Source organism: Paenibacillus sp. oral taxon 786 str. D14, assembly GCF_000159955.1.
Taxonomy (GTDB): domain Bacteria; phylum Bacillota; class Bacilli; order Paenibacillales; family Paenibacillaceae; genus Fontibacillus; species Fontibacillus phoenicis.
This window is the reverse complement of record NZ_GG695986.1, coordinates 47,364-67,709: the sequence shown is the minus strand read 5'-3', so window position 1 is coordinate 67,709 and position 20,346 is coordinate 47,364. Positions and strand designations below refer to the sequence as shown.

Sequence of the window (20,346 nt, the reverse complement as noted above, 5' to 3'; positions counted from 1 at the left end):
AATGGTAGTAGGAGATGCTTCTATTGATATTGATACATTAGTTGTTGGGGCAGGTCCCGGCGGATATGTGGCGGCCATTCGTGCCGCCCAACTCGGGCAAAAAGTGCTCATCGTCGACAAAGCCGAGCTTGGCGGTGTTTGCTTGAACCGTGGTTGTATCCCGTCCAAAGCGCTGATCGCGGCAGCTCACCAATACGAATCTGCTCAACATGCAGAGGTGTTTGGGGTAAAAGCGGAGAAGGTGACCGTAGACTTCAAGAAAACCCAGGAATTCAAAAGCAGTGTCGTTAAGAAGATGACCCAAGGCGTTACCGGCCTGCTGAAAGGCAACAAGATCGAAGTTTTCAACGGTGAAGTGATGTTCATCAATGAAAACGAAGCTCGCTGCTTCAACGATCATGAATCGCCGCGTTATCGCTTCAAGCATTGCATTTTGGCAACCGGCTCCCGTCCAATCGAGCTGAAAGCCTTCCCGTTTGGCGGACGCATCCTGTCCTCGACGGAAGCGCTGGAGCTGCAAGAAGTTCCAAGCAGCCTCATCGTTATCGGCGGTGGATATATCGGTGCCGAACTCGGCCAAATGTACTCCAAATTCGGCACGAAAGTGACGATCATTGAAGGTATGGATACGGTACTGCCTGGCTTTGATAAAGACATGACTCGTCTGGTTGCCAAGAACATGGCGAAAACCGGCATTGAAATCGTGACGAATGCTAAAGCCGAAAGTGCAGAACAAACCGATAAGAACGTTACGGTGAAATATTCCGTAAACGGCGAAAGCAAAGAAGTTACCGCCGATTACTTGCTGGTAACGGTTGGACGTCGTCCGAACACCGACGGCGATTTGGGTCTGGATCTGGCCGGCGTTGAGTTGACTGACCGCGGTTTGGTGAAAGTTGACCATCAAGGCCGCACCAGCAACCCGAAAATCTTCGCGATTGGCGATATCGTAGCGGGCCCAGCGCTGGCGCACAAAGCTTCCTATGAAGGGAAAGTTGCGGCAGAAGCAATCGCAGGACTTCCTTCCGTGGTCGATTACAAAGCGATCCCAGCGGTCGTATTTACCGATCCAGAATGCGCCAGCGTAGGTCTGACGGAGTCGGAAGCGAAAGAGAAGGGCTACAAAGTCAAAGCCGGCAAGTTCCCGTTTGCGGGCAACGGTCGCGCAACTTCTCTGAATCAGCCTGACGGCTTCATCAAGATCGTTGCTAACGCGGATAACCATGTTGTACTCGGCGCGCAAGTCGTCGGGATCGAAGCATCCAACCTGATCGCTGAGTTGGGTCTTGCGGTTGAAATGGGTGCAACGCTCGAAGATATCTCGCTGACCATCCATGCTCACCCAACCTTGGGCGAAATCGTAATGGAAACTGCAGAGCTGGTCGAAGGTCATCCAATCCACGTCATCTCTCGCTAAGTTTAGCGTACGTCTTTCCCACTTCTTCTAGAAGTGGTTCATCTCCTAAATATTTTGGGCAAGACCGAGGTTACGGTCTTGCCCCTTTTTTTATTGCTTTATTTCACTCCAAGCCGCATCCGATAGCCAAACAGAATCCGTCGACGTTCTCCGCCAAATCCTTGTTTTACACGCTTGCGAAATTGCTCGGCAGCGGTTAGAATCTCGTCCGCGCCTAATTTCAAGGCAGTTTGCACTCCACCTTGACTAAGGGCCAAGTTCGCATACCGATCAGCATCACAGTCCTCCCAATGGTGAAAGACGATCTCACGGGAATATCGGAACAGGCCGCTCTTGCGGATTTGCTGTAAATGCTGATCTTTGGGCCATTTATAAGCTTCTTTCCCGGTCTCACTTAGTTCGCTGACTCGTTGGTCAGCTAGCTTGGTGAGCTCTACGTAAGCTTGCTCAAGCTCGGGCAAGACAACCGGTGGCCAATCGCAATCGTATGCAGCAAAAATGCCTCCAGGACGCAATACCCGGGCGAATTCCTGCAGTGTTGGTTGCGGGTCCATCCAGTGAAAGGATTGTGAGCACGTAACCAGATCAACGGAGGAGGCTTCCAAAGGCAGTTCATACGACAAGCCTTTCACAAATTCAAGCTGCTGTGGCTTGCCGACTTCCTTCCAACGGTTGATCGCTACGGCACGCATATCATCGTTGGGTTCAATCCCTACGATTTGATTCGCACGCTCCAACCAAATAAAAGAGGAGAGACCGGTACCGCAGCCAACATCTGCAACGACCTCGGGGCGGCGTTCTAAATACATCGTGAGGATGTCAATCAAATCAACTGGAGCTTTGGGACGGTTTTGGTCATACAGATCACTGAACCCGGTGAAACGTTCAATATTGTTTTGGCGGATTTGTTCGCTCATTGGGCAACTCTCCTTTTATTCGCAAGACGAAAGTTATTCCCAAATTATACCGCAAAAAAGGTTCTTGGTCGCGTAGACCAAGAACCCTTTACGTTTAAACAAATAAATTAATGCCCGATTGATCAGCCTTACCTAAATAATAGCCAACGCCGCCGATTTTGACCCCGTCGATCAACTCTTCTTGGCGGATGCCCATCAAATCCATGGACATCTGACAGGCTACGATTTCAACCCCTTGCTCCATGGCGGTAGTCATCAATTCCTCCAAGGACGAGACGTTATTCTGTTTCATCACGCCGCGAATCATCTTCGCCCCGAGTCCAAGCATATTCATTCGGGACAGGGACAATTTGCGGCTGCCGCGCGGCATCATCAAGCCAAACATGCGGCCAATGAAGGTTTTGGCGACGGGAACCTTTTCCGATTTGCGCAGAATGTTCAGGCCCCAGAAGGTAAAGAACAACGTAACCTTCTTGCCGCTGGCCGCTGCACCATTGGCGATAATAAACGAAGCAATCGCCTTATCTAAATCGCCGCTGAACACAATCATCGTCGTGCCTTCCGGAGAGGACGCCAACTGCGTGGTTACCGTAGTGTCAGACTGAGCTGGGCTATCCTTCCGCAAGTAGGCTTCGATGATCCCATCCGCACGCTTGGTGACCTGGAGCATCTGATGTTTGGACATGGCGGCCCATGCCTGCACATCCTCATAGAAACCCGGATCCGATGCGGTTACGTGCAGAATTTGTCCGGCTTCCAAACGGTCCATCGCTTGTTTGACCTGAATCAACGGACCCGGACAGCACAACCCGCAGGCGTCGAGCTCCGCATCGGCATGCTGCTTGGCTTGGGCTTCGCTTGGCGCGGCCGAATGCCGCTCAGTCTGTGGTTCGGCCGGGACTGTCTCCGCAGCGGCGACCTCCATTTTTGCCGTATGATCTGCGGGAAGCTCCTGTGAAATTGCCTGACCAGGCTGGTAATTGGCCATTTGATACAGCTTGTAACCGCCGGTTAGGTTGCGTACTTTATAACCTTTTTGCTGCAGAATCCGAGAAGCGGTATATCCGCGCAGCCCTACTTGGCAGTAGACCCAAATTTCCTTGTTCGGGTCCAGCTCATTCAAGCGATCACGTAACTCATCGACCGGGATCAGCAGGGAGCCGGGAATATGTCCGTTGGCATGCTCCAGCTCTGAACGAACATCAACCAACATAGTGGTTTGTTCATCCCGGGTCGCCAAATCCTGAGGCACAAACACGCGAACTCTTTCGTTCAAGATGTTCTCGGCGGTGTACGCCGCCATGTTGACCGGATCCTTTGCCGAGGAGTAGGGAGGGGCATAAGCCAGCTCCAGCTCGGCCAAATCCGCTACCGTTCCGCGGAATCGTATCACCGTGGCGATGTCGTCAATCCGTTTATCTACTCCGTCATACCCAACGGCTTGCGCGCCCAGTACCGTTCCGTCAGGCTGAAACAACAGCTTGATCGAGAGCGGGGTAGCGCCGGGATAATAGGAGGCATGGGAGTTAGGATGAACCACGGTGACATGGTATGGGATGCCCATCCGTTGGAGTGTTTTCTCATTGTTCCCGGTAGCCGCTCCGGTAAGTCCAAATACTTTGATAATGGACGTTCCTTGCGAGCCTTTATAGGTGGTTCCTAGACCGCAGACGTTGTCCGCAGCGATCCGTCCTTGCTTGTTGGCAGGTCCGGCGAGCGGGATCGCTGTTTTCGAGCCATTGACGAAATCAACGACTTCAACAGCGTCCCCCACGGCATAAATGTCAGGAATGCTCGTTTCCAGCTTATCGTTTACGAGAATATGTCCTCTTGGTCCAAGTTCGATGCCGGTATCCTTCAGAAAAGCGGTATCTGGCTTTACGCCAATCGCCAATACAACGAAATCAGCAGTACTTTCGCGCCCGTCCGAAGTGTGCACCGTAATCCGGTTGCCTTGCTCCGTAAACGAGGTGACGGTCTGCGACAATCGCAGCTTCACGCCGTGATTCTCCAGCTCTTTGGCTAGGACTCCCGCCATTTCGGGATCAAACGGTGCCAGAATTTGCGGACCGCCTTCAATTAACGTCACTTCAAGCCCGATTTCTCTTAAATTCTCGGCCATTTCGACGCCGATAAAACCGCCGCCGATCACAATGGCCGAACCTGCGTGCTCATCCACAACCCTTTGTTTCAGGCGGTCGGTGTCCGGTATATTCCGCAGTGTATGAATACGGCTGCTATTGATGCCGGGAAGATTCGGACGGATGGGTTTCGCGCCGGGCGACAAAATCAAGGCATCGTAGCTTTCGCGGTATTCGCCGCGTTCTTTGCTGCGGACCAGCACGGTTTTGGTCGCCGGATCGATCCCGATCACTTCGCTTTCCGTGCGGACATCGATGTTAAAACGGCGCTGCATCGCTTCCGGTGTTTGCACCAACAGCTTCGAGCGTTCCTTGATCGAATCGCCGATGTAGTAGGGGAGCCCGCAGTTCGCGAACGAAATATAGGGGTCCCGTTCAAACATGATGATATGCGCTTCTTCATCCAGACGGCGAAGTCTTGCGGCCGCAGAGGCTCCGCCGGCAACGCCTCCGACAATAATTACCTTTTTACTCATCGGATTATTGTTCCTCCTCGAACAGATGGCGAACCAGTTTAATGACTCGCTCATTCGCCAAATGATAATTGACTTCCAATCCGTTGCGTTCAGCTTCAACGATACCTAAGCTGCGCAGCTTCTGCAGGTGCTGGGATACGGTCGATTGCGGCAGATCCAAGCACTCCTGCATGTACGTCACATTGCATTGCTTCTTATCCAACAAACCGCGGACGATACATAACCGAACCGGATGCGCCAAGGCCTTCAGCATTTCTGCTGTTTCCTGATAGGCTTTGAAATTGTAATCCATGTAGGTTCACCTCATTAATATCCTATCAATCACTATATCGTAATATTACAATATAACAATGCATTTTGCAACTTATAAGTACAACATGCGTTAGATACAGTAGTTAGAGAGTACGTCAAACCCGGAGGTGCCTTTTGCATGCAGAAAGCTGGTAGGTTCTTATTCATGCTATTGACTTTGATTGTGGCTGGTTGTGATCCAGAAGCACAGGACAATGGGGGTTATACAGGCACAGAGATGAAGAAACCGTCCATGACCAAACAAGATCACAATGGGGAAGGTCAATTATCGTCTACTCCGGTGCTTCCTGCTGAAGTAGATCCGGATCAATTGAAGGGGATCTTCGGATTTGCTGACGAAACTGGAAGCCGGATCATCGTGGCCGGGGAGGAAGAGGGGCAGCAGGAGCAGCTGGCTCAAATCACCCATGCAATTGGCGAGAACGGAGTTGTGCTACCCGTCACCTACGATACATGGCAAAGAGGAGACGGCGCAGGTTCAGGAAGAGACACTTCCTACAATTTCGCGCATTTGTCCGGGGATATCTTCACTGTGACCGAAGGTACGGCACAACCGAATGCGACGTATTATCTCTTCCAACCGCAGGACATCCCGCTGGATTCCTTATTGAACGTCGTTACCGATGGACGCTCGGTAATGGATGAACCTCTACGCGAGAAGCTTGAATCCGAGAAGGACAGAACAATTCGGCAACTCTGGAGTCTAGTGGAGGTTGGTTCGGATGCGAAACTGTATTTGGCGTTATTTCAGCCGGACGGGAAGAACCAGTTGTTTAGTTTCGTCCTCGTGCGGGACCATGGAGTTGTCGTCCTAGACTATCCCGCTGTTGCCGAGGATACGAATAGCGTCTGGCGGGTAGATGACCAGGGGGAAGTGACCCCGGAGATGTTTTCCTTTCTGTTTGCGGCCCAAACTACCGGTAAAGGGATATTAATAGGGTTGGAATGGTATGGGGCTGAAGGGATCAATGTGTTATTCCTGCATGGAGAGAAAGATCGGTTAATCGAACTTGAAACCCGATACGGTAGATATACGGCTCCTTTGTAAGCATCTATGAGATAATTCCAAACAAAGTTCCTCCGTCTTCTCCTGTCGGCAAGCTATTGGCTTTGTTAATCGTCAATAGAACCGACAGGAGAAATGAAGGAAAAGTTTGGAGGATTGCCCATGCTCGCTCGAAGCTCGTCTATCTTTTATCTGATCTACCTGCTGTTCAGCCTGTTGATGGGGAACCGGACGCTAGCCCCACACGAGGAAACAGCCCCAGTGTATCCCGAACGGTTGGCCGGACAAATCGAGGACGAGATCCTGAAAGTCACGGCCAACGCAACCCGATCGGAGGACGGGTCGGAATATCGTTTGGAAGTCACCTTAACGAACAAAACGGGAACGATGGTAAATATTATTGCCGACTGTGGAAGCTCCATCACCATTGTTCGTAAGGAGCCGCCTCCCGAGGACCGCATATGTGCCGCCGTATATTCCATGGGAATTTACAAACATTCATCTACGACGGAGCAATATGACGTTCCGGTTACCGATATAATCAATGAAACCTTAATGATCAAAATCCGATACGAAGACGAAGGAGTCCGCGGAACTCTGGAGCTTAGCTTAACTGCTGAATCGTGACCCGCCTCTATTTAGGCAGCTTCGCAGAAGCGTTGGTGATGGTCCGGGAGATTTGTTTTTCCCAATCGTACACTTTCGTTAAAGAGGTGTGAATGGTTTTCGTTTGATCATACACAATCTTGAGCTCCAATGCTGCAACAATGGCGTCGCCTCGCTTGACGCTGGCCTTATATCGTTTATCAGCCGCCGAAAGGTGTTTTCGCGCGGCGGCGACGGATTTGTTTTCGGCGGTGATCTGCTTTTTTAACGTTTGTACGGGGGCGAGCGCGTCTTTAACGACTTTGACTTTGGCGGCTTTCGCTTTCTTCGCAGCGGCCAGCGCATCCTTCTTCGCTTTGATTTCCGCTGAAGCAGCCGTTGCTGCGGGCTTCAACTTGTTGCGCTTCAATTCCAATAAATCAGCGGTTTTCTTATCCTTGCGTTTCTTGGCTGCTGTCACTTGCTTGCCCAATGATTTGTATTCCTCCAACAAGGAGGCATGCTTCCGCTGCAGTGAATCGGATTCCTGTGTCAGGCGAGTGATGGTAGCTTGATCAATGACTTTGAGCTTCGCATTGATGGCAGCCAAAGCGTCGTTATTCTTCTTGCGCAGTGCTAAAATTTCGAGGCTCTCCTGTTTAACCAACGTTTGTACCGCAGTTAACCCATCATACATCGCGTCTATTCCACTCAAGGCAGCATCCCAAGAGCTTGCAGCATACGTCGGTCGATATCCGCCTAACATTAGTGAAATCGTGATGACCGTCAGCAACAGCAGTTTGATCGAACTTCTCCACTTCATAACCGTCAACTCCATCCTATATGAATTTGCCATTCTCATAGAAACGCAAAAAAAGCACCTGCAAGAAAGGCGATATCGCCAGACTTACGAGGTGCTTCACTCGCTTGATTCTATATGATTTTGGTATATTTAACTATAAACTACCAGCTCCCAAAAGTCAATCCTATTTACGAACTTACGTTCTGTAGAGTAGGGTCTGAGGTATTGGCACAAGCGGAATTGGCATACTATGGTTAAACTTTAAAGAGGGTGAACAACATGCGATTCAAGTTCTTGTCGAGGTGGCGAACCTGTTTCTGGTTTCTGATCTTTGTCATATGTCTATTGTTGGGTGGTTGCCGTGCAACATCGAATCCCAAAGAAGCGGATCTACTGCATATCCAATCAACAAACAACACTTTCAACGGAAAAAGAAGGTTATTTTTGTCCTGGTTGACTCCCTTATGGAGCAATTGATTCAACGCGGAATTGAGCATAATGAGCTCCCTGTCTTTCAATATCTCATTCAGCATGGCCAATATTATCCCGATATGATCAGCTCTTTTCCGACCATGTCCATCTCGATTGACAGCACGCTGCTTACCGGGCGTTACCCGGATGCTCATCATGTGCCGGGCTTAACCTGGTATCCGCATCAGGGACAGAAAGTGATAGGTTATGGCTCAGCTCCCGTTGAAATTTTGCGCCGCGGGACGAAGTCCGTTTTGACACATGCGTTAAAAGATTTAAACGATCAGCACTTAAACCCCGATGTGCCAACTATATATGAGGATTTGAAGCAGTTGGGCTTCACCTCCGGATCGGTGAACGGATTGGTTTACGGAGGGATGACCTCACACCAAATCGACTTGCCGCAACCGTTACGCGAGCTTGTTCCGCTGATCTTGCCTCTTCAAGTGAAAGGGCCGGATTTTCTGGCTTTCGGGGCATTGTCGAACCCGCTTGACGGGGTGACGAATTTGCCTGACGGGCCTGCGGACCGGATGGGCTTTAATGATCGATATGCGATTGGAGTGGCAAAATACTTGATCCAAACTGGTCAATTGCCCGATTTTTTGCTGATTTATTTGCCGGACCTGGATGAAAAGTTGCACAAACGCGGCCTTACCGATCGTGAAGGCATCAAGGAGACGGATCGTCGACTAAAAGAGCTGCTGGATGCTTATGAATCTCGAGCACAAGCGTTACACGATACGATTCTGATCGTTGCGGGAGATAGTGGAATGAGCCAAGTATTGCCCAAAGAACAACAGCCTGTAATTGATTTACCCAAGCTGTTACAGCGGTATCACGTATTACCGACTGGCCAAACCATGAACTCATCCACCGAAATTGCCCTCGCTGTTAACGACACGATGGCCTACGTCTACAGTTTGAAACCGGAGAATTCGCTGAAAGAGATCGCCGATGTATTGAGGAACGACCCACGAATCGACCTCATTACCTGGCAAGAAGATGGCTGGATTCATTGTGTAAAAGCGGGGGATCCGGCAGCGATGAGATTCAAAGCAGGTGGGGATTGGATCGATCCTTATAATCAATCCTGGTCCGTTCAAGGGACGGAGCAGATACTTGATTTGAAGCGAGAGAGCATAAGCGAACGCAACCAAACACGCCATATTACGTATGGAAAATATCCTGATCCGCTGCGTCGCCTTCAAGGCGCTTTACAATCCCACGAAGGGCGATTTCTTATCGTCACCGCCAAACCGGGGTATGAGCTCGCGGAAGCTGGAGCCCCCACACATTCCGGTGGCGGAGCACATGGGGGGCTGGATGCGTCTGCATCGCTGGTGCCTCTGATCATCTACGGGACGGAGAAGCGGCCGGATTTTTTACGAATCGTCGATTTGAAGGCTTACTTACTCGATTTGTTAAAGTCGGAAAGTCGCAAATAAATCTGCTATAATAGGATGGATTAGTAGACCAATGTGACGGGGTGTTAGAATCATGAGAAAATATTTGGATTTGCTGGAGGATGTTCTGAAGAACGGAACGCCCAAAGAGGATCGGACCGGTGTCGGGACACGATCGGTCTTCGGCCGGCAGCTGCGGTTTGACTTAAGCGAAGGCTTTCCGCTGGTAACGACCAAACGGATTCATTTGAAATCGGTGATCCACGAGCTGCTGTGGTTTTTGCGCGGCGATACGAATATCGCTTATCTGAAGGAACATGGCGTTCGGATTTGGGACGAGTGGGCGGATGAGAACGGCGACCTCGGCCCGGTGTATGGGTCGCAATGGCGCTCTTGGGAAGCCCCGGACGGCCGGAAAATCGATCAAATCGCAAACGTGGTTGAAGCGATCAAGAAAAATCCGGATTCTCGCCGCCACCTGGTAAGCGCCTGGAACGTAGCTGAGGTAGACCAAATGAAGCTGCCGCCATGCCATTTCGTTTTTCAATTTTATGTTGCAAACGGCAAGCTGTCTTGTATGCTGACGATGCGTTCGGTGGACACTTTCCTTGGCCTGCCGTTTAATATCGCTAGTTACGCGCTGCTCACCCACATGATCGCCCAGCAATGCGACCTTGAGGTTGGCGAGTTCATCTGGTCCGGCGGAGACGTGCATATTTACAACAACCATATCGAGCAGGTAAAAACCCAATTGGAACGCGAGCCTTATCCATTGCCAAAGCTGGTGATTAAACGGAAACCGGACTCGATCTTCGACTATAAATACGAGGATTTCGAATTTATCGATTACCAGTATCACCCGACGATCAAAGCAACGGTTGCTGTATAAAATTTACGGAGGATGGAGGGATCGATCGGGATGATCACGCTAATTTGGGCGATGTCCAGAAATGGGGTCATTGGCCGGAACAATCAGCTGCCCTGGAGACTGCCGGCGGATCTAAAGTTTTTTAAAGCGAATACGACAGGAAAAACGATCGTGATGGGCCGCAAGACTTGGGAATCCATGGGCAGCAAGCCGCTTCCGAACCGGCACAGTGTCGTGATGACCGCGGATCCGTCCTACAAGGCGGAAGGCGCGGATGTCGTCCATTCCGTGGAGGAAGCGTTAACCTACGCGGAGCGGGGAGAACTGATGATTATCGGCGGTGCGGGCGTGTTCAAGCATTTCCTGCCGCTCGCTGATCGGCTGATCGTGACCCGAATCGAAGAGGATATCGAAGGGGACGTATTTTTCCCTGACTTCTCATGGGAAGATTTTGAATTAGTCCATGAGGAGCAGGGAGTACAGGACGAGAAGAATCCCTATGATTACCGCTTTCTCACTTATGAACGCCGCAAATGATGTGATAATAAGTACAAATTATCATATCATTAATCCATTAATAACATTTCCCCCGAATGCTAACATCAAGATACATTGATGACGGCGTATGAAAAGTTTTCGATCGCCCGTATGGGGTGACTCGCCGACTTTTTATATCATGTGACATGATAACGGATGGGGGAACTTGTGATGTCTACACCAACAGGATTTATGGAGTTCAAGCGCGAACTTCCCGGGGACCGGAGCCCGTCCGAACGGGTGAAGGATTGGGAAGAATTTCATAAACATATGTCTGAGGAGGATCTGCGCATCCAAGGCGCACGCTGCATGGACTGCGGCACGCCTTATTGCCACACGGGCATTGATATGGCCGGCGGGACAGCGGGATGCCCAGTACACAACTTGATTCCGGAGTGGAATAACCTGGTTTACCGTAATCTCTGGAAAGAAGCGCTGGACCGTTTGCACAAAACCAACAACTTCCCGGAATTTACGGGACGGGTTTGCCCTGCGCCTTGTGAAGGCTCCTGTACCGTAGGTCTGATCGGTGAGCCAGTCACGATCAAGACGATTGAACAGGCGATTATTGATAAAGGGTTCGAAGAAGGCTGGGTTGTTCCTGAACCTCCGGAGAAGCGGACAGGCCGTAGAGTAGCCATTGTCGGCTCCGGACCAGCCGGTCTTGCTTGCGCCGCCCAATTAAACAAAGCGGGCCATGAAGTGACGGTCTATGAGCGCGCAGACCGAATCGGCGGTCTCCTGGTGTACGGGATTCCGACGATGAAGCTGGATAAAGCGATTGTCCAGCGCCGCGTGGATTTGCTGGCTGCCGAGGGCGTGAAATTCGTTACGAACACGGAAATCGGCAAAGATATCAAAGCTAAGCAGCTTGTCGATGAATACGACGCGGTGGTGCTCTGCGGAGGGGCAACCAAACCACGTGAATTTAATATCGAAGGCAGCGATTTGAACGGGGTACATTATGCGATGCCCTTCTTGAACGGCACGATTAAGAGCTACCTGGATTCCGGATTAACCGACGGGAACTATTTGTCCGCGGAAGGGAAGGATGTTATCGTCATCGGAGGCGGGGACACCGGCTCTGACTGCGTAGCGACGGCGCTGCGCCACGGTTGCCGCAGTGTCACACAATTCGGTACCCACGCGAAAGCTCCGCTGGAACGGGATCCGATCAACAACCCTTGGCCGCAATTCCCGAACGTGTACACGCTCGATTATGCCCAAGAAGAAGCCAAAGCGTTGTTCGGTAAAGATCCACGGGAATTCTCGATCATGACAACGAAATTTGTAGGCGACGAAAACGGCAACCTGAAGGAACTGCACACCGTGCAAATTCAGCGGATTGTCGACGAGACCGGACGCAAAATCTACAAGCCGATTCCGGGAACCGAGCGCGTCTTCCCAGCGCAACTGGCGCTGATTGCTATCGGGTTTGACGGTCCAGAATCGACGCTGGCGGATGAGCTGGGTCTTGAACGAGACCGCCGGACGAATGTGAAAGCGAAATACGGCCAATTCAAAACAAATGTCGATAAAGTGTTTGCCGCAGGCGATATGCGCCGGGGCCAAAGCTTGGTCGTATGGGCGATCAACGAAGGCAGAGCTGCGGCACGCGAAGTCGATAAATATCTGATGGGTTCGACGGTGCTGGTATAATCTCACCAACGAGCCGCAACATTTTGACAGGACGATCCCTGGGTCAATATGCTATAATAGGTACTAGCTTACTAGAGCTGCGCGTAGCGCGGCTCTTTTTTAGATTTGAGAGACAGAGGAAGAGGGGCCCGAAAGCATGAAAACGCTCGTAATTGCCGAAAAACCGGATATGGGACGGACGATCGCCGCTGTAATTGAGCCGAAGGCGAAAAACCACCGATCTTACCTGGAGGGAGAGCGCTACATCATTACTTGGGCGATAGGTCATTTATTAGGTTTGGCCGAACCGGACGCCTATGACGAAAAGTACAAACGCTGGAATTTCAACGACCTGCCGATTCTGCCGGATCGATTCAAGATTGTGCCGAATCCGCGCACAAAAGATCAGTTGAAGACGATCGGCGAGCTCGCAAAACGTTGCGATACGATTGTAAATGCATGCGATGCCGCCCGCGAAGGACAGTACATCTTTGCGTTAATCCAACAGCAGCTCAAGTTAACCCAGCCTGTCAAGCGCTTGTGGATTTCCGACTTGACCAATGAAAGTATTGCCAAAGGGTTTGCCGAGCTGCATGAAGCGTCCGAGTTCGAGAACTTAACGCAGGCCGCGCGGGCGCGCAGTGAAGCAGATTGGCTGATCGGAATGAACGCGACGCGTGCGTTTACGACTAAACATCGGGAGCTGCTGTCCGTCGGCCGGGTCCAAACTCCAGTGCTGGCGCTGATCTATGACCGGCAGAAGGAAATCGAAAACTTTGATTCACTGACTTATTATGAAATCAAAGCGGAATTTAAGCAGGATACCCGTATGTATACCGGAAGCTGGCAAGGGGACCGGTTGACGGATAAGGAGAAGGCGGAGGCCATTGCAAAGAAGGTTCGCGGCAAGGAAGGGCGCATCACCGAATACGAAGTGAAAGACACGAAAGAATATCCGTACAAGCTGTACGATTTGACGTTGCTGCAGCGGGAGGCAAATGCAAAGTTCGGCTATTCTGCCAAGAAGACGCTGGACATTGCCCAGGCGCTCTATGAACGCCATAAGGTGATCTCCTATCCGCGGACAAGCTCCAACTATGTGACCGAGCAAAATATCGATGGGATGCACAAGGTGCTACATATGCTGAAATCGTCGAGCTATAAGGAGCTGGCGGAAGGCGGACGTCCGAACCTGGTGCATGTCGGCAACAAGGCGGTGTGCAATCCGTCTCGGGTAGAGGATCACCATGCGATCCTTCCGACGCTTCGGCGTCCGGGCACGTTAAGCAAAGAGGAGCAGAACATCTACGATCTTGTGATCCGGCGCTTCTTGTCCCATTTCTATCCGGCGGCAGAATATAAACAACACACTGTACTCACTGAGGTGGAAGGCGAAACGTTTAAAACCAACGTGAAGGAGCTGTTGTCGCTGGGGTGGAAGGTATGTCTTCCTGGTGATGACGGAGCGAAAGCCGGAAAAGGACGAGCCAAGAAGAAAGACGAGGAAGAAGAAACCGAAGAGCTGATCAGCGAACCGTTCGAGATCGACCGTAACCGTCCAGTGCAATGTACAGACGCCGAGGCGAAGGAGAAAGCAACTCAGCCGCCAAAGCATTATACCGAAGGCACGCTGCTTAAAGCGATGGAAAGCGCCGGGAAAAATTTGGAGAACGAGGAGCTGCGCGAAGCGATGAAGGATGCGGGTCTCGGTACTCCGGCCACTCGGGCAGCAACGATTGAGCGGTTAAAGAACGTGGGATATATCACGATGCAGGGTAAAAAGATCACAGTGACGCAAAAAGGCCGGACCGCCGTTGAGCTAATTCGGCGCGCTGGTGTCGAGCTGCTGACCTCGCCGGAGATGACGGGGCAATGGGAGCGTCGATTATACCAGATTTCCAAGGGAGAAGCGGCGCGGGAGCAGTTTATGGAGAACGTGCGCCGATTCACCATCTCGATTATCGAGAAGGTGCGAACGCAGCAGAAAGCGGACGCCTCGATGTTCACGTCGGCAGAGACGGAGAAGGGTGGTCGGCGCGGAAGCCGAAGCAGCAGCGGCGGTAAAACGGGACGATCCGCCGCCGCTTCGGGGGCGAGTGAGCGCCGCACAGCCCAAGCCGCCGCGAAGCAGTTGCCGGCAGGCAGCCTGCAACCGCTGGCGCCCTGCCCGCGCGAAGGCTGCGGCGGTCAAATCATCGAAGGCCGCAAGGGCTATGGCTGCACGCATTACAAGCAGGGCTGCGGCTTCGTCATCTGGAAGGAGTTCGGCGGCAAGAAAATCTCGCCGGCCATGTTAAACGCGCTCTTGACGAAAGGCCAAACCCAGCTGTTATCCTTCAAACGCGAGGGGGGCGAGGTAAAAGCCCGCATCTCCTTGGTCGATCGCACGACCGGCAAGCTGGAGCTGATGGAGGCGGAGCCTTCCCGAACTTAAGTGAAACGAACAAAACGGACCTCTATAGGGTCCGTTTTTGCCGTTGGGTTTGATGAATATGGTTAAAGATTACACGGGGAACTTCTACCAACGAAGTGACGGTGTGCATTTCCGAATCCCCGTCATGCTGGAGCTCCACGATATTGTACAGCCACTCATTAGGGATTTTGATGTAAATCGCCTTAATCCCGGCGGAAAGGGCCGGCATGACATCCGTCCGCAGGCTGTTGCCGATCATCCAGGTTCGGGAACGATCAAACCGCCGCGACTGGAGAATCTCCTCTAAAGCTTTCGCATTTTTGTGCTGACGAATGTAGATCCGATCCTGAAAATACTCGGCGAGCCGCATCTGCTCGATTTTACGTTGTTGGATCACAGTGTCGCCGCCGGTGTACAAGTGCAGCTCATGGCCTTGGCTGCGAAGCAGATTTAAGGTTTCGACCATACCGGGATACGGTTCGATGGGCTGCTCATAGACGCTGAGCCCCAGCTTCATCAGACGCTCCTCTTCTTCTGGAAGAGCCTTCCGTCCCGTAACTCTAGCGTAATATCGGTAGGTGTCCACCAACGATTCGGGAAAATGCGAGCTGGCAAACCCGATTTGATGAACCCCGGCAACATCGATTTCCGTTTGTTTCTCCCGGATCTCTTTCGTCGAGATGCCATACGTCTTAAACCAATCGGTCATCAGGTCAGCGAATTGATCCAGGATCAGATCAAAATATTTATTGCAATGGATCAAGGTATCATCTAAATCAAAAATAACTTGTTGAGTCGAGGGTGTTTTCATTTCTCACGGGTCACTCCTTATCCAAGACACGCTTGTCTCTACGTATAGCTCTATCCTAACACAAGCGGAAGCGTCCCGCCAAAGCAGACTGCCCTACGATAAAATCAAACTACAGCCGAATATAGGATTCCAGGAACATTTGGAGCTCCGCCGCCCCGTCCGGACGGATACTGAACTTCTCCGTATCCTGGGCGAGCAGATGGATGCGCAGCAAGCCAGCGACCCGCAGACGCATCAAGTCGTGCATCAACTGATCTTTAGGTTCCCCTAGATCCTTCAGCATATCTTGCATCGATTTAGGTTCATCGGCAACGTAGCGGAGGAGGCGCAACCGCTGCGGTTCGGCCAGGGCCCGGGTCAGACGTTTTAATACCATCGGCGGCTCATCCTCATCGAGCTCTGGAATATCGAGCGGGTATTGGATGAACAGCACGTTTTCGTAGAAGACGTATGTATTAATCGGCCGAAAATGGATCGATGGGGTTAACACGACCAAGGAGATTGGCTTCAAAGGCTCCAACACCAACCCGCCGGAGGCGTATTCGATCAGCGCGTCGGTGTCCATCTTTTGCAGCAGCGTATGCTTCTCGGCTGCATCTTCCTCCAGCAACGGGAGGAATTGATTCTTGATGGAAGCCATATAAAGCCGGTGCCAGCATTTCAGCAACGGGATATAGCTGCTTTGAATCCGTTCGATTGTCTCACTACTCACAGTGGGAATGTAGGATTTAGTACGGTCGTAAAGGGACACGACAGAGCTTTCCGCGATGTCGTTCAGAAATTGCGGGATATCCACCGCACCGTTTCGCTCCAAGGCCCAAACGTACAAGACGTCATAGTCTGTGAACGGGTACTTGGCCGCTTCGGCAAATTGTTGCCGCTCCTCCGGCGCGAGGCGGGCGTCAACCTCGGCAATCCATTCCAGGCCGACATCGAGATTATTCACCCATTTTTGTGTCGTATATATCATAAAGCTGCTGATCAGTTCGTAGACCAAAGAATGGTCCACTTTCACGTCATAGGCCATGATTGAACTAACCTCCCAAAGAACTTTGCATTCAGATTCATTATGGCTTGTTCGGTAGTGGATTGTCTACTATAATGTTAAAGGATTATTCGGAAAATATCATTTGGGGAAAAGTCGTCAACATATTGACGATTTTTCTTTGTTTTTTAAGGAGTGTTTTCATTTTGGAAAGCTCGATCAGAAGGACCCATCGTGTATTTACCCCAACCTTTATTCTGATCTCTGTCATTATTATCGCGGGGCTCAGTCAAGGGCTGCTGCTGCCGGTGTTGTCCATATTTATGGAAGAAAGGGGGATCTCCTCCTCCGTAAATGGGCTGCATGCTGCAGCCCTTTATGTCGGATCGTTTGCCATGTCGCTGGTGGCGGAGAAGCTGCTGCGTCGCACCGGGTTTAAGCTCTTGCTGCTGAGCGGCGTCGTCCTCGTTATGCTCGCTTTGCCGGTGTTTCCGCTGGTATCGGATTTACGGCTGTGGTTCATCCTGAGATTGCTTGTCGGGATCGGGGATAGTGCGATTCATTTTACCTCGCAGCTCTGGATCATTCTTGTATCGCCGCAGGACAAAAGAGGCCGGAACATCTCCTTGTACGGGATGTCATACGGGCTTGGCTTCAGCATTGGACCGCTGGGCATCCGGCTGCTGGAATACGGGCAGGCTGTTCCGTTCGTTTTGCTGGCGATCCTGTTCCTCACCATCGTGATCCTAGCCGCCTTGTATTTGCCGGATCGTGCGCCGGAACCAGTTCGTCAGGAGGAAGCCGGTGCTCCGCGCAAGGTTCCGCAAATCTACCGGCTGGCATGGTTCGCACTGCTGCCTGCCTTGCTTTACGGATATATGGAAGCCTCCATGAACAGCAACTTTCCGATTTACGGCTTACGTTCGGGGCTTAGCGCTGCGGATATCGCGGCATTGCTGCCGTTCTTTGGCATCGGCGGCCTGATTCTTCAGCTCCCGCTTGGCATCCTAAGCGACCGGTTCGGCCGCAAAAAAGTGCTGATGACCGCAGGACTCACCGGTGGACTCCTGTTTCTGGCTGTTCCATTGGCTGGGAGTCATTTTATGGCGTTGCTTCTATTGTTCATGGGCGCAGGCGGCTTGGTGGGTTCGTTCTTCTCGCTGGGCCTGGCGTATGCCGCGGATTTGCTTCCGCGTCATTTGCTTCCGGTCGCTAATGTGATTGCTTCCTTTCATTTTAACTTTGGCAGCATCATCGGCCCGAACCTCGGTGGAGCGGCCATGCAGCTAGGCGCGGCTCCGATGTTATTCATCCTTCTGGGCTCGGCTTATCTGTTGTTTTCCGCATCCGGGCTGGTATTCCGGCCGGAGCTTTACAAAAAAAGCGTAAATATGAACAGGCTGTAATGGATTTTCGTTGATTTTTCCAATACACTAAAGGGTAAGAAAGGGTATTGCAAATTTCATGTTAGTTCAAAAAAGGTGAACAACAACTTTGAGTACCTCTTAATCGTAAAAGGAGAAATCGGACATGATCAGAGTCAACCACTTGCAGAAATCGGTGGATGGAAATAAGAAGAAGGTGCTTCGCGATATTACCGTCCAGTTTGGTGCAGGGGAAATGATTGGCGTTGTCGGGGCAAGCGGCAGCGGCAAAAGCATGCTCCTTCGTTGCTTGGCGCTGCGTGAACGCTGGAATCGGGGCGATTATACATGGAACGGGGACAAAGTGATTGAAGGCGGCGGACGCGGCTCACAGAAATATCGCTCCCAATGCGCTTATCTCGAACAGAACCCCTCCTTGTATCCGGAGAAAACCGCGCTAAAAAATGTCCTGATCGGACAAGTGGGACAAACTCCGCTTCTTCGCCGGCTGACCGGGATGGTACGGTCGGACGATTACATGGGCGCGATGGACGAGCTGGAGAAATACGGCCTGCTGGACAAAGCCCACGTCAAAGCCGGTAAGCTGAGCGGCGGTGAGCGCCAACGTGTGGCCATCTGCCGGGCGCTGGTTCACGGAGCTAGCTTCCTGGCTGCGGACGAGCCGGTAATCGGGCTGGACCCTAAGTCGGCGGAACGCGTGCTGGAAACGTTAAAGGAGCTTTGCACGCAACAAAATAAGATCGTCATTACGGCGTTGCCGCTGGAATTGGCGGAGCGTTACTGCACCCGGATCTGGGGACTTTCTGAAGGAAAGATCAAGCTTGACGTGTCCGGACGGCGGCTCTCGATGGAAGAGAAACGCCTGATTGATCTGGTATGAAACGAGTGATGAGCATGTTGACTAAGAGGGGATTATCCGCTTGGGCTGGAGCTTGCCTGCTTCTGATCCTAAGCGGCTGCAGCGTGATCAGCGATCCGAAATCCTTGATGCAAACGCCGCAGCTCTCCACCGACCGCGCATCGCTAATCAGCGTCATTAAGGCCGAGCTGAAAGGCGGAGAGATCGTCTCGCCGCGGGACGTCCGCAATATCAGCTCTATTCGCACGCCTGACCTGAACAACGACGGGATCAAGGAGGCGGTGGTCTTCTATGAGACGCCGGATGAAGCGGTGCGGATCCACGGGATGATTTTAGAGCATCAGGGGAACTCCTGGGTGCTGAAGGTACGTTTTGATGGCGAAGGTCAGGTCCTTGAAACGTTTGATCTGCTGGACTTAAACGGCGACGGCAATCTGGAGATTATCGCTGGCTTCTCCAGTGGCTCCGATGAGCTGCAAAAAGGATTAACCGTATATACTTATAACGGCAGCGAAGTCGAGAAGGCGATCGCGTTGCCGTACAATTATTTTATGGTGGACGATCTGAATCAGGATAACATTCCGGATATCACGGTTGTGAACTTAAAACGCGAGCAGTATACAACGGTTACAACGTATCAATATGACGGATCTTTTAAGGAATTAAGCCATCTGGAACTCGACGATCCGATCAGCGAGTATTATAATGCGATCAGCGGTAACATTACGCCCAACCTAAAAGGGATTATTCTTGACGCAACGGTGGGAACCCATTCCGCCTTCTCGACGGTGATCGTGATGAAGGATGGGGAGCTCGTCAACCTGCTGCCTTCACAGGATATGACGCTCAAAGGGTATCCGATTCTCAGCGGTGACGTCAATAATGATGGGTTGCTGGAAATCGGTATGCTGGAGAAGCCCAAAGGCTGGGAGTATATTTCATTTGATGAAATTCCATGGCTGTTCTCCTATTACCAGTGGGATGAGAACGAAGGCCTCAAATTCGTCATGCAGCAATACATGGATATGGCTGGACGTTTCTACTTCAACTTCCCGAAAGAATGGCAAGGCAATGTGACGATCGATACGAAATCCGACAAAAATGAGCACCTAATCTTCGTCAAGATCGATACGAATGAGCCTGTGGCGGAAATCCGCTTCTTTACGCTGTCGGAATGGGAGCGCAATAAAGGGGATTGGGAGCTGCTTGCACGGGATGCCGATAAGGTCATCGGGTTCCTCAGCCATACAGATTTAAAAGTCAATAAAGGCGAGACGGAAATTAAACGTTAAGCCGTTTTTGAAAGAGGGGGCAACC

Annotated in this window: 17 protein-coding genes; 11 read left to right on the top strand and 6 right to left on the bottom strand. The window is 51.5% G+C overall.

What is annotated here, in order from left to right; genetic code table 11:
- The first annotated feature begins 1 nt into the window (after position 1).
- A complete protein-coding gene (gene lpdA, locus POTG_RS17510; RefSeq protein WP_009226183.1) occupies positions 2–1,417 on the top strand; it encodes a dihydrolipoyl dehydrogenase in 1,416 nt (471 codons plus the stop codon).
- A gap of 98 nt (positions 1,418–1,515) precedes the next feature.
- On the opposite strand, the gene POTG_RS17505 is transcribed toward lpdA, so the two are convergent.
- The 3 genes from POTG_RS17505 to POTG_RS17495 form a co-directional block, all read right to left on the bottom strand.
- Positions 1,516–2,334 carry a class I SAM-dependent methyltransferase gene (locus tag POTG_RS17505; RefSeq protein WP_009226182.1) on the bottom strand — a complete coding sequence of 273 codons (819 nt, stop codon included), beginning with the start codon at positions 2,332–2,334 and terminating at the stop codon, positions 1,516–1,518.
- Positions 2,335–2,428: 94 nt separating this feature from the next.
- The gene (locus POTG_RS17500) at positions 2,429–4,951 is read right to left on the bottom strand and encodes an FAD-dependent oxidoreductase (RefSeq protein WP_009226181.1); all 2,523 of its coding nucleotides are present in this window, start codon (positions 4,949–4,951) and stop codon (positions 2,429–2,431) included.
- 4 nt (positions 4,952–4,955) lie between these two features.
- Positions 4,956–5,243, bottom strand: coding sequence for an ArsR/SmtB family transcription factor (locus POTG_RS17495; RefSeq protein WP_009226180.1), 288 nt, complete (start codon positions 5,241–5,243; stop codon positions 4,956–4,958).
- A gap of 252 nt (positions 5,244–5,495) precedes the next feature.
- Here POTG_RS17495 and POTG_RS17490 point away from each other — a divergent pair, with 252 nt between their 5' ends.
- Both POTG_RS17490 and POTG_RS17485 read left to right on the top strand, forming a co-directional pair.
- Entirely contained in the window at positions 5,496–6,311 is an 816-nt protein-coding gene (locus tag POTG_RS17490) for a hypothetical protein (protein ID WP_232282342.1), read from the top strand.
- A gap of 120 nt (positions 6,312–6,431) precedes the next feature.
- Positions 6,432–6,896, top strand: a complete 465-nt coding sequence (locus POTG_RS17485) for a hypothetical protein (RefSeq protein ID WP_036646035.1) — start codon at positions 6,432–6,434, stop codon at positions 6,894–6,896.
- A 7-nt stretch (positions 6,897–6,903) separates the two neighbouring features.
- On the opposite strand, the gene POTG_RS17480 is transcribed toward POTG_RS17485, so the two are convergent.
- A complete protein-coding gene (locus tag POTG_RS17480; protein WP_157273492.1) occupies positions 6,904–7,677 on the bottom strand; it encodes a hypothetical protein in 774 nt (257 codons plus the stop codon).
- Between the two features lie 443 nt (positions 7,678–8,120).
- On the opposite strand from POTG_RS17480, the gene POTG_RS17475 reads away from it, so the two are divergent.
- From POTG_RS17475 to POTG_RS17455, 5 genes are all read left to right on the top strand, one after another.
- Complete coding sequence (locus POTG_RS17475) at positions 8,121–9,575, top strand: alkaline phosphatase family protein (protein ID WP_232282341.1); 1,455 nt, start codon at positions 8,121–8,123, stop codon at positions 9,573–9,575.
- A 52-nt stretch (positions 9,576–9,627) separates the two neighbouring features.
- Positions 9,628–10,422, top strand: coding sequence for a thymidylate synthase (gene thyA / locus POTG_RS17470; RefSeq protein ID WP_009226175.1), 795 nt, complete (start codon positions 9,628–9,630; stop codon positions 10,420–10,422).
- Positions 10,423–10,452: 30 nt separating this feature from the next.
- Positions 10,453–10,938: a dihydrofolate reductase gene (locus POTG_RS17465; protein WP_009226174.1), complete on the top strand. Its 486-nt coding sequence runs from the start codon at positions 10,453–10,455 to the stop codon at positions 10,936–10,938.
- Positions 10,939–11,109: 171 nt separating this feature from the next.
- Positions 11,110–12,597, top strand: a complete 1,488-nt coding sequence (locus tag POTG_RS17460; RefSeq protein WP_009226173.1) for a glutamate synthase subunit beta — start codon at positions 11,110–11,112, stop codon at positions 12,595–12,597.
- Positions 12,598–12,733: 136 nt separating this feature from the next.
- A complete protein-coding gene (locus POTG_RS17455) occupies positions 12,734–15,010 on the top strand; it encodes a type IA DNA topoisomerase (protein ID WP_009226172.1) in 2,277 nt (758 codons plus the stop codon).
- A gap of 22 nt (positions 15,011–15,032) precedes the next feature.
- Here the strand turns inward: POTG_RS17455 and POTG_RS17450 are convergent, their stop codons facing one another.
- Together POTG_RS17450 and POTG_RS17445 are read right to left on the bottom strand one after the other, a co-directional pair.
- Entirely contained in the window at positions 15,033–15,800 is a 768-nt protein-coding gene (locus tag POTG_RS17450) for an HAD family hydrolase (protein ID WP_009226171.1), read from the bottom strand.
- Positions 15,801–15,909: 109 nt separating this feature from the next.
- Positions 15,910–16,827, bottom strand: a complete 918-nt coding sequence (locus POTG_RS17445) for a helix-turn-helix domain-containing protein (RefSeq protein WP_009226170.1) — start codon at positions 16,825–16,827, stop codon at positions 15,910–15,912.
- 74 nt (positions 16,828–16,901) lie between these two features.
- On the opposite strand from POTG_RS17445, the gene POTG_RS17440 reads away from it, so the two are divergent.
- The 3 genes from POTG_RS17440 to POTG_RS17430 all read left to right on the top strand — a co-directional run bounded on the left by POTG_RS17440 (position 16,902) and on the right by POTG_RS17430 (position 20,321).
- Positions 16,902–18,191 (top strand): MFS transporter, encoded by a 1,290-nt coding sequence (locus POTG_RS17440; RefSeq protein WP_009226169.1) that lies wholly within the window; start codon positions 16,902–16,904, stop codon positions 18,189–18,191.
- A gap of 124 nt (positions 18,192–18,315) precedes the next feature.
- Positions 18,316–19,050, top strand: a complete 735-nt coding sequence (locus POTG_RS17435; protein ID WP_009226168.1) for a phosphonate ABC transporter ATP-binding protein — start codon at positions 18,316–18,318, stop codon at positions 19,048–19,050.
- Between the two features lie 14 nt (positions 19,051–19,064).
- Positions 19,065–20,321, top strand: a complete 1,257-nt coding sequence (locus POTG_RS17430) for a hypothetical protein (protein WP_232282339.1) — start codon at positions 19,065–19,067, stop codon at positions 20,319–20,321.
- The last annotated feature ends 25 nt before the right edge of the window (positions 20,322–20,346 follow it).